The sequence below is a fragment of the Thiomonas sp. TH-17 genome (genome assembly GCF_057473305.1).
Genome location: NZ_JBYCKI010000187.1, coordinates 1 through 9,588 on the forward strand (window position 1 = coordinate 1; position 9,588 = coordinate 9,588).

The window sequence follows — 9,588 nt, forward strand, 5'->3', positions numbered from 1 at the left end:
CGCTATCTGCGCGTCGTCCTGGCCGAGCTGGAGCGGCTGTACAACCATCTGCATTACCTCGGTCATCTGTCCAAGACCACCACGCTCAAGGTCGGCGAGGCCGAAGGGCATCTGCTCGAAGAGCGGGTGAAGCAGATCAACGGCAGACTCACCGGCAGCCGCTTTCTGCGCGGGCTCATCACCCCCGGCGGCCTGCGCCGCGATCTCGATCTCTCCGGGCTGGACAAGGCGCTCGATAGCGTCAACGACGAGATCGACCGCTATCTGCAGCGTCTTGAAAACACCCGCAGCCATCTCGACCGGCTGATGACCACGGGCCGCTTGGAGCGCCAGGTGGCCTTCGACCAGGGTGCCTGCGGCCCGATCGAGCGCGCCAGCAACCTGAACCGCGATCTGCGCCGCGATCATCCCTACGCCAACTACGAGAAGGTGCGCTTCAACGTGCCCGTGCAGCAAGGCGGCGACGCCCACGCGCGCGCGCTGGTGCGCATGGAGGAAATCCGCGAATCGCTGGCCCTCATCCGCCAGACCATCGGCCGCACCAAGCCGGGCGAGGTGCTGCGCTTCGACGTGATGGAAGACGCCGACCCGCAAGGCGAAGGCCTGGGCTGGGTGGAGGCCACGCGCGGCGGGCTGCTTTACGCCGTGCACCTCAGCGAAGACCGCACCCGGCTGCAGCGGGTGAAAATCAAAGAGCCGTCGTTCTCGAACTGGCGGGTGTTTCCATTCACCGTAGAGGACAGCAACATGATGGATTACGCCATCAACGAAGCCAGCTTCGGCCTGTCCATCGCGGGCGCTGACCGATAGTGTCCTGACTTGGGAATTCGATGAACAAATCACCCGAATATTGGCGCCAAGCGGCGTTGCAAATCCTCGCCATAGCAAGAACTATGGCTGCGGTTTGCGCCTTGCCTGACACCAATATCGACCGATTTGTTTTTCAACGAATCCCCAATTCAGGACACTGAAAGGAGAGCCGCCATGCCTGTATGGACCTGGTTTGGCCTTCAAAAAGGCCGCGCCACCACTCCCTGGCCCGAGCGCCCCGGCCCCGACGGGCAGGAGGGCGTGCTCGGCCTGCCGCGCTTCGATGCCGCGCGCTGTTCCAGCGAGCAAAGCGGCTGCAGCGATTGCGTGGCGGCCTGCCCGGCCTCGGCCATCACGCGCAGCGAAGCGGGCGCGGTTCAGCTCGACTACGCCCGCTGCGTCGGCTGCCAGCTCTGCACCGAGGTCTGCCCGGAGGGCGCGTTCAGCGTCAGCCATGACTGGGCGTTTGGCGTGCGCAACAAGGCCGATCTGCTCACCCCAGGCCAAACCGCCCCCACAAAACCCGACGCCACGAAAGAAGCCGAACTCGCGCAAACGATGAAAGGCTTCGGCAAAAGTCTGCACATCCGCCATGTGGACGCCGGTTCGTGCAACGGCTGCGAAAGCGAGCTGCAGGCCCTGCTCAACCCCTTCTACAACCTGCACCGCCTGGGCATTTTTTTCACGCCATCGCCGCGGTTTGCCGACCTGCTGCTGGTCACCGGCCCGGTGACTGCCGCCATGCGCGAGCCGCTGCTGCGCACCTATGAGGCCATGCCGCAGCCGCGCTGGGTCATGGCCGCTGGCACCTGCGCCACCGGGGGCGGCACCAATGGCGGCGGCTATGCCTGCCACGAGGGGCTGGACGGCATTCTGCCGGTGGACGTGTGGCTGCCCGGCTGCCCACCCAATCCGGCGGCGCTGATCGAAGCCCTGCTATTGCTGCTGCGGCGCAGTCCGCAGCGGGTGCACGGAGGCGTTTATGAATCTGCCTGATTCCGTCTCGTTGACCGCTTTCGGCCTGGCCGCGCTGGCCTGGTTGCTGGCGCTGCTGGCCGATCTGCTCATTGGCACTTCCCTGCCCCGTCTGCTGCTGGCGGCAGGCTGCGTGCTGGCGGCGCTGGGCGCGCTCTGGGGTTTGCCCGACGGCGGCGCCAGTCAGACCTTGCTGCTGCTGGGCAACTCCCCGGTGGTGTTTCAGCCCGATGCCGCCGCACTGTGGCTGATGCTGCCCGCGCTGCTGCCCGCCTTCTTTGCCAGCCTGCTTGGCGGCACGGGGCACGCGCGCGGCTGGGCAGCCGGTGCGGCGCTGTCGCTGCTCGGCGCGCTCGGCGTGTATGGCTTGCAAGACGGCGCGAGTTTTCTCATCGCTTGGGAAGTGATGGGCTTCGGCGGCGCGCTCATGCTGCTGGCCGACCATCGCAGCGTGCAGGCCGGGCGCGACAACCTGTTCATGCTCGCGCTGCTCGAAGTCGGCGGCGTGGCGCTGCTGCTCGCCGTGCTCATGCTGGGCCAAAGCCTGGCGTTCGGCACTTACGCACTTCAATGGACGCAGTGGGGCGTGGCTTCGGCCTTCTTCCTCGGCCTGCTGTGGCTGGCGGGCTTCGGCGCCAAACTCGGCCTGCTACCGTTTTACGAGTGGTACCCCGGCGCCTACGGCAGCGGCAGTGGCTCAAGCGGCGCGCTGATGTCGGGGGTGGTGATGAACGCGGCCTACTTCGCCCTCGGCCGTGCGCTGCTGCAGTGGATGGGCAATCCGCCCTGGCTGGCTGCTTTCGGCGTGGTGGTGCTGGCCGCAGGCACGTTCACCGCCATTCTGGCGATTCTCTATGCCTTCCAGCAGAGCGACTGGCGGCGCTTGCTCGCCTTCTCTTCGGCCGAAAACGCCGGGGTTGCCGTCACCGCGCTGGGGGCTGCTCTCATCTTCCGCGCGGGGGGGCAAGACGCACTCTCAGCCCTGGCCTGGACGGTGGGCATGCTGCACCTCATGGGCCACAGTCTGGCCAAGGGCACGCTGTTTCTCAGCGCCGATGCCGCCGCCGCGCTGCAGGGTAACCATCACCTGCGGCAAAGCGCCATCCTGCGTCATGCGCCGCTCACCCTCGGCCTGGGCGCGGTGTTCGGCGCGATGAGTCTGGCGGCCATGCCGCCCACCGCGGGGTTTGTGAGCGAGTGGTATCTGTTCCAGAGCCTGTTCCACGACTTCACCCTCAAAACCGATGGCTCGCGCATCGCCCTGGCGCTGGCCGGCGCCGGCATGGCGCTGACTGCGGCCATCGCGCTAGCAACCATGGTCAAGCTGTTCGGCGTCGGCCTGCTCGGGCAGAACGAAGAACACGCCGCGCAGCACCGCAAACACCAGACCACGCTCACATCACTGCAACGGGGAGCCGTGCTCATCACCGGGCTGGCCGTGCCTGCTTTCGCGGTGAGTCTGGTGTTCTGGCTACCGCAGATGGCCGCCTCAGCCTGGCCCGCCGCACAAGCCCCGCAGCAGATGACGCACGACTGGCTGCTGGTGCCGCTGTCGGCCGGGTTCGCCTTCATCTCCCCGGCCATGCTGGTGATCGTCGTGCCCTTGCTCGCCCTCATTCCGCTGGCCCTGGTATGGGGCCGGCGCCGGTTTGCCGTGCGCCGTGCGCCGCTGTGGTGCGGCGGGGAAGACTACGCCGCGCACGCCGGGGCGACCACGGCGCTGTCGTTCTCCAACGCGCTGCGGGTGTTCTACAACTTCATCTACCGTCCACAAAACGCGGTGGCGCGGCAGTTCGAGGGCAAGGCCTATTTCCTGAAAGAATTGCAGTTCGATTATTCGCAGGCGCCGCTGTTCGGCCCGCTGCTGTTCAACCCTGCGGTGCAGGCGGTGCAATGGCTGGCGCGCAAATTGCGGTTCCTGCAGAACGGGCTGATGAACGCCTATCTGGCCTATATCGGCGTGTTGTTGCTGGTGATTTTCGGCTTGGTTTTGGTGTGGACGCCAGGCTGAGCCGATTTCCCCCGCTTTCTTGGGCTGCGCCTCGCGGCGTGGCAGTTCTTTCGTCTCCAACCTGCAGTTTTCAACCTTTCGGATGTTTTGAATGACTTACGTTTTTATCGCCCTCTTCGCCATCATCGGCGCCTTTGCCCGCTACGGCCAGACCCTGGTCGTTCAAGGCGTGCTGGGACGTTCGTTTCCGTTTGCCACGCTGTCGATCAACATCCTCGGCTCTTTTCTCATGGGCTTTCTGTTTTTCGAAACCCTGGAGCGCATCAACCTCAGCCCCGAACTGCGCACCGGCATTCTCACCGGCGGCCTGGGGGCCTACACCACCTTCTCGACCTTTTCGCTGGAATCGCTTTCTCTGATCGAGAACGGCGAGATGGTGAAGGCCGGGCTGTACATCGGCGCCTCGGTCGTACTGTCTATCGCAGCGGCCATTTTCGGCGCCTTTCTGTCACGCAATATGGGAGTCTCAGCATGAGCGCCAAATCCGTCACCATGGTTCGCGTCTATATCAAAGAGGGCGACAAGGACACCGATCATCACGATCTGATGCGCTCGATCTTCAAACTGCTGCACGAACAGCACAAAGTGCACGGCGTCACCGTGTTTCGAGGCGTGGCCGGGTTCGGCAGCAAGGGCGAAGTGCATGCCGACGACCTGCTGCGGCTGAACGTGCATCTGCCGCTGGTGCTGGAGTTTTTCGACGAGCCGGAGGTGGTCGAGTCGGTATTGCCGCGCATTCAGGAAATGGTGCCGCCGGGCCACATCGTCTATTGGTCGGCGCAGTGCGGCTGCAACTGAGTCAATGATTTCAGCCTTGCGGTTCGGCCCTGGGTCGGACCGCTTTTTTCCCGCTTTCTTTTTATGTCAGAGGCGCGGCCTGGGCCGCGAATGCCATGAATCCTTCGAAACACGCCGCCGTCTGGATCGACCACAACGAGGCGCATGTGTTCTTCGTCGATCCGGAACATGTGCGCGAATCCATCGTGCACTCGCCGCACCCGCATCAACATCTGCACCACAAGGCCAACACCATCGGCTCGGGCAAAGCGCAGGAAGATGAACATTTCTACCACTCCGTAGCGGAGTCTCTGTGCGACGCGCATGAAATTCTGATTACCGGACCGGGGCAGGCCAAGCTGTGGCTCATCAAACACCTGCACAGCCACGACCCGGAAGTGTTCGAGCGGGTGATCGCGGTGGAAACGGTCGATCATCCTTCGAATAATCAACTGGTGGCGCATGCGCGGCATTATTTCGACGTGACCGACCGGCGCATCACCTTCTGACCGCTGGAGCACCTCATGGGCGAGCGCAGCTCCTTTCAGTATTGCACCTGGTGCTTTGCCGAAATTCCGCTCGATGCCAAGGTCTGCCCCGACTGTGGCACCCACCTCGACGATTACGCGCGGCACACGCCCTACCCCGACCGTCTGATCCACGCTCTGCACCATCCCCTGAGCGAAACGCGCATGGGCGCCATCATCGCGCTGGGCAAACAGGCCGATCCTCACACCATCGGCGCACTGGCCGACTGCGCGCTGGAGCATGACGGCGATGTGATCGAGGGGTTAGAAATCCTCCATAGTCTGAGCGAGATGCCCGCGGGCGACCCGCTGCTCAGAGCTGCGTTGCAGCGGCTGGCCGCGCAGCACCCGGCTCACGCGGTGCGTACCCGCGCCCAGTACCTGCTTCAAACCCATTGCGAAGCAGACAAGGCCGATTGACAGGACGATCAGGACTCATCCGACCCGAAGACTTCGGCGTAGAGATCGGCGCCGAAGCTGGTCTGCAGCGCGTCGCCCGCCTCAAGCCGGAAGCTGCGGCTGCCGTCGTCGCGGCGCTGCGCGCGCAGCATCAGCACCTGATCGGCATCCTGCGCTTGCAGGCGTCTTGCGGCATCGAACAGGTGCGTGACCAGCGCCACCTTGATGCCGCGCTGGCGCAGCGCATCGACTACCTGCAGCAACAGCTCCGAGCCTTCGCGCTCGTTGGTCGAGGCAAACGACTCGTTCGACAGCCATAGGGCGCCGGGGCGAATCTGCTCGGCGATCACGCTCATTCGGTCGAGCTCTTCGTCGAGCTTGCCGCCCTGCATGCCAGCGTCTTCTTCGCGCTTGTAGTGGCTGAACAGACCGCTGGCCAGCTCGCCGTCATACGACTCGGCCGCCACGAACAGGCCGGCATGCAGCATGAGCTGAGCCAGTCCGACGGAGCGCAGAAAGGTGGACTTGCCGCCCTGGTTCGCTCCGGTCACGGCGACGAGATTCTTGCCGTTTGCATCGAGGGTATTGCCCACCGGGGCGCGCTGCAGGGTGAGTGCCAGGGTGGGATCGCGCAGCGACTGCGCGCGCAAATGCAAGGCGCCGGCCGGATTGAACGTGGGCATGCACACCGGCACGTCCAGCGCCGCCAGCCGCTGTTGCAGATTGAGGCAGGCGACGTAAAAGCCCAGTTCGGCGCGCAGCAGCTCAAAGAAGCTCAGCACATGATCGGTGGCCTGTGCCATGGCGTTGGCCACGTCGTTGATGCCGCGATCCACCAGTTCAGACAGCGCCTGCGCGCCCGCCTCGTCGCGCTCGGCGAGGCGGAAGGTGTATTGCGGCGGGGCTTGGTGCAGCAGCCGCGCCAGCCAGCCGGCACGGCTGCCGTTGCCCGCATGCAGCACATAGCCGCTGCCCGCATTGCCCGGGCCAAGGCCCGAGCTGAGCAACACGCCATGCCGAAATCGCAGCGTCTCCAGATGCTCCTGCACGGTGTCGAAATAGTCATCGCTGATGTCGCGCTTCAGACTTTCGAACAGCGTGTCAAAGGCCTCGGAGCGGAAGCTGCCGCTCAGCCTGTCGGCCTGCTGACGCAGGCGGCGCAGGTACTGCACGAAGGTCTGCAGCAGTTCGACCGCGCCGCGCAGATTGAAACTTGGATAACGCCCAAACAGCCCCAGACCGAACAGATGCTTCTTGCGACTGTCGATGGCTTCAACCACCAGCGCGTAGAGCGCCCTCATCTGTTCGGGGTGGTCGAGCGCATCGCGCAATGCCGCCTGCCGGTAGGCGATGACACGGGCATCGCCTGCGCCGCTGGCGGCCATGAGGGTGCGCGCCGCCACGTCGAGCAAAAAAGCGTCACCCTCGGCCATGGCGCGCAGCAGGGTATCGACCTCCAGGTCTTGCGCCAGCTCGGGCCATTGCGGCGGCGGATCGGCCTTGGGGTCGAAGTCGCGATCGGGAAACAGCAGGTGGGCTTTCATGTGGGAATGCGCTCGAGCAGTTGCTGCCGGGTGACGCCGAATTTCTGCGCCAGCGCCAGCGCGTAAGACTTGCCATCGGCGGCGCGTCGCACCACTTTGAAGGTGCGCAGGGTCGGGTCTTGCGCATCGACCGTGCCCACCATGCTTACGGTATGCGCATCGAAAGTCGAGAGCTCGTCGAGAAAGGTGACGAACACGCAGGCCGCGCCAATGGCCGCGAGCCGCGCCATGATGTGCCGCGCCAGCCAGAGCGCATCATCAAGCGTGGTGGACGAGAAGATCTCGTTCATCAGCACCAGGCTGTGCGGCGTGGCCGCAGCCAGAATGCGGTGCATGCGCACCAGATCATCCTGCAGCTTGCCGCGCTGATTGCTGATGTCTTCGACCCGCTCGAAGTGGGTGAACATCTGGTCGGGCAGCAACAGGCTGGCGCTGCGCGCGGCCACGGTCAAACCCAGCGAGGCGATGTGGTGCAACTGGCCGAAGGTGCGCGCCAGCGTGGTCTTGCCGCCGTGGTTGGGGCCCGTGACCACCATCATGCGTTCGTCACCCTGCAGCGCCATGTCGTTGCACACCACCGGTTTTTGCGCATCGAGACATTGCCAGGCCAGCGCCATGTCGTAGGCCTCGCGAGCGTCGATATGGCCCTGTTCGAGCTTGAGGGTGGGAAAACACAGCGGCAGTCCGGCGCGCTCGAGGCGCTGGGTGTAATCGATCCAGGACAGATACCAGGCCAGCTCGCGGTCCAGCCGCACGATGCGGGCCTCGGCAAACCCTTCCTGTGCGCTGCGAAACTGCGCCAGCCGCTCGAACACCTGCGGGTGCAGCAGGGCGACACGGTCGAGGATCTGCCCTTCCACATGGTTCAAGCGGGAAGCCGGGTTGAACTGCACACGGTAGTCTTTCACCTCGCCTTGGCGAAAGCGCGCGAAGGCATCGGCGATGGTGGCGCTGTAGTCCGGCTCCTGCGGGTCTTGCAGCACGGTGACTGCGGTGCCGTCCACGCGAAAGGCGTAGCGCACCTGCGCCAGCGCTTCGATCAAAGCCTGCGCTTCCTTCATGCGCTCGGTGTGCGCGGGCGAGGCCAGCAAGTCGGCGACATGATCACGCAAGGATTGCAGCGCCATCGACTGCAGCTCCGCGGCGGCCAGCGTCTGATGCAGCGCTTCGAGCGCATGGCCGTAAATCAACGCGGCGTCCACAAACCAGCGCTGTCCTTCGGCGGCGTAATCCGCCTTTTCTGCGCGACGCAGCGAGGTGCGCAACTCTTGCATGCCGCGCTGAAACGCCCGCATGCCCTTGTGCAGCGGCGCCTGTTTCAGGTCGCGCAGCGCGGCCTGGCGGTACTGCACCACGCTCAGGTCATGCAAGGGCGTGCCGAACAGCGCCTGCAGCAAAGCCAGCACCTCGGCACGATACGGCGCTTCGTCATCCGCCTGATTGACCACATAGAGCGACGGCTTTTCGCGCGGGGCAAAGCTGCCGTAAGCCCCCATGAAAATCGCCTCTAAGAACAGGTCGTGGAACACATCGCGCAGATCGGGGCGAAACTGCGCAGCCTCCTGCTCCGGCGAGGGATGGACGATGCTGTGAAACGCCGACGCGCCCGTCATGCCAGGCCTCAACGGTAGGGGTTGACGAACTCGGCCCGATCACCCAGTTCGGCCTCGATCTCCATCAGTCGGTTGTACTTGACCAGCCGCTCGCTGCGCGCCGTTGCGCCCGACTTCATCTGCCCCGCGCCCACTGCCACGGCAAAGTCGGAGAGGAAGGCGTCTTCGGTCTCGCCGCTGCGGTGCGACATCACCGAGCCCCAGCCCACTTTCTGGCACAGGCGCACCGCGGCGATGGTTTCGCTCACCGTGCCGATCTGGTTGAGCTTGATGAGCGAGGCATTGGCCGTGCCTTCGTCGATGCCGCGCTGGATGATGCGGGTATTGGTGACGAAGTTGTCGTCGCCGACGATCTGAATCTGACCGCCGAGTTGGCGCGTCATCGCAGCAAAGCCGGCCCAGTCGTCCTCGGCATGACCGTCTTCAATCGAGACGATGGGAAAGACGTTGAGCCAACCCTGATACAGCTCGACCATCTCCTGGCTGTCGAGCACCTGATTGCCGCTGCGGCTCAGGTGGTAGCGGCCATTTTTATAGAACGAGGTCGAGGCCGGGTCGAGCGCAATGGCGAGATCTTCTCCCGGCCGATAGCCCGCGCGCTCCATGCCGCGCACCATCAGCTCGCAGGCCGCCTGATTGCCGCCCATCAGCTTGGGGGCGAAGCCGCCCTCGTCACCCACCGCGGTGGAATGTCCCTGCGCGATCAGCAACTCCTTGATGGCGTGATAGGTCTCGGCGGCATAGCGCACAGCCTCACTGAAACTCGGCGCGCCCATCGGCACGAGCATGAACTCCTGAAAATCCAGACTGCTGCCCGGTGCGTGCAGGCCGCCATTGAGCACGTTGAACATGGGCATGGGCAGCAGGTTCGACGGCTTCTCGCACAAGCTGCGATGCAGCGGCTCACCGCGCACCAGCGCGGCGGCGCGGGC

At 64.6% G+C, this 9,588-nt stretch carries 11 protein-coding genes; 8 read left to right on the forward strand and 3 right to left on the reverse strand.

The window, feature by feature from the left end; translation table 11 throughout:
* From AC2VLV_RS11280 to AC2VLV_RS11315, 8 genes are all read left to right on the forward strand, one after another.
* Window positions 1-810: hydrogenase large subunit (locus tag AC2VLV_RS11280; RefSeq protein WP_486990072.1), on the forward strand; the 810-nt coding region annotated here is incomplete at its 5' end.
* Window positions 811-830: 20 nt separating this feature from the next.
* Window positions 831-971 (forward strand): hypothetical protein, encoded by a 141-nt coding sequence (locus AC2VLV_RS11285; RefSeq protein ID WP_486990073.1) that lies wholly within the window; start codon window positions 831-833, stop codon window positions 969-971.
* A gap of 13 nt (window positions 972-984) precedes the next feature.
* Window positions 985-1,806, forward strand: coding sequence for an NADH-quinone oxidoreductase subunit B family protein (locus AC2VLV_RS11290; protein ID WP_486990074.1), 822 nt, complete (start codon window positions 985-987; stop codon window positions 1,804-1,806).
* Window positions 1,793-3,796 carry a proton-conducting transporter transmembrane domain-containing protein gene (locus AC2VLV_RS11295; RefSeq protein ID WP_486990075.1) on the forward strand — a complete coding sequence of 668 codons (2,004 nt, stop codon included), beginning with the start codon at window positions 1,793-1,795 and terminating at the stop codon, window positions 3,794-3,796. Before AC2VLV_RS11290 ends, AC2VLV_RS11295 begins: the two co-directional genes overlap by 14 nt.
* Window positions 3,797-3,887: 91 nt before the next feature.
* On the forward strand, window positions 3,888-4,271 hold the full coding sequence (crcB, locus tag AC2VLV_RS11300) for a fluoride efflux transporter CrcB (RefSeq protein WP_486990076.1): 384 nt from the start codon (window positions 3,888-3,890) through the stop codon (window positions 4,269-4,271).
* Window positions 4,268-4,594 (forward strand): DUF190 domain-containing protein, encoded by a 327-nt coding sequence (locus AC2VLV_RS11305; protein ID WP_486990077.1) that lies wholly within the window; start codon window positions 4,268-4,270, stop codon window positions 4,592-4,594. Before crcB ends, AC2VLV_RS11305 begins: the two co-directional genes overlap by 4 nt.
* Before the next feature lie 95 nt (window positions 4,595-4,689).
* A complete protein-coding gene (locus AC2VLV_RS11310; RefSeq protein ID WP_486990078.1) occupies window positions 4,690-5,082 on the forward strand; it encodes a translational machinery protein in 393 nt (130 codons plus the stop codon).
* A 15-nt stretch (window positions 5,083-5,097) separates the two neighbouring features.
* Entirely contained in the window at window positions 5,098-5,520 is a 423-nt protein-coding gene (locus AC2VLV_RS11315) for a hypothetical protein (RefSeq protein WP_486990079.1), read from the forward strand.
* A gap of 8 nt (window positions 5,521-5,528) precedes the next feature.
* On the opposite strand, the gene AC2VLV_RS11320 is transcribed toward AC2VLV_RS11315, so the two are convergent.
* The 3 genes from AC2VLV_RS11320 to eno form a co-directional block, all read right to left on the reverse strand.
* On the reverse strand, window positions 5,529-7,043 hold the full coding sequence (locus AC2VLV_RS11320; RefSeq protein ID WP_486990080.1) for a MutS-related protein: 1,515 nt from the start codon (window positions 7,041-7,043) through the stop codon (window positions 5,529-5,531).
* Complete coding sequence (locus AC2VLV_RS11325) at window positions 7,040-8,656, reverse strand: MutS-related protein (protein WP_486990081.1); 1,617 nt, start codon at window positions 8,654-8,656, stop codon at window positions 7,040-7,042. The genes AC2VLV_RS11320 and AC2VLV_RS11325 overlap by 4 nt, the downstream gene beginning before the upstream one ends.
* 8 nt (window positions 8,657-8,664) lie before the next feature.
* Window positions 8,665-9,588 (reverse strand): phosphopyruvate hydratase (eno, locus tag AC2VLV_RS11330; RefSeq protein WP_486990082.1); only part of this gene is annotated, 924 nt, incomplete at its 5' end.

Excerpts from the sequence above, each read along its gene's own strand:
- AC2VLV_RS11305 (WP_486990077.1), top strand. The coding sequence starts at position 4,268 with ATGAGCGCCAAATCCGTCACCATGGTTCGCGTCTATATCAAAGAGGGC.
- AC2VLV_RS11310 (WP_486990078.1), top strand. The coding sequence starts at position 4,690 with ATGAATCCTTCGAAACACGCCGCCGTCTGGATCGACCACAACGAGGCG.
- AC2VLV_RS11325 (WP_486990081.1), bottom strand. The coding sequence starts at position 8,656 with ATGACGGGCGCGTCGGCGTTTCACAGCATCGTCCATCCCTCGCCGGAG.
- AC2VLV_RS11290 (WP_486990074.1), top strand. The coding sequence starts at position 985 with ATGCCTGTATGGACCTGGTTTGGCCTTCAAAAAGGCCGCGCCACCACT.
- AC2VLV_RS11285 (WP_486990073.1), top strand. The coding sequence starts at position 831 with ATGAACAAATCACCCGAATATTGGCGCCAAGCGGCGTTGCAAATCCTC.
- crcB (WP_486990076.1), top strand. The coding sequence starts at position 3,888 with ATGACTTACGTTTTTATCGCCCTCTTCGCCATCATCGGCGCCTTTGCC.
- AC2VLV_RS11320 (WP_486990080.1), bottom strand. The coding sequence starts at position 7,043 with ATGAAAGCCCACCTGCTGTTTCCCGATCGCGACTTCGACCCCAAGGCC.
- AC2VLV_RS11295 (WP_486990075.1), top strand. The coding sequence starts at position 1,793 with ATGAATCTGCCTGATTCCGTCTCGTTGACCGCTTTCGGCCTGGCCGCG.
- AC2VLV_RS11315 (WP_486990079.1), top strand. The coding sequence starts at position 5,098 with ATGGGCGAGCGCAGCTCCTTTCAGTATTGCACCTGGTGCTTTGCCGAA.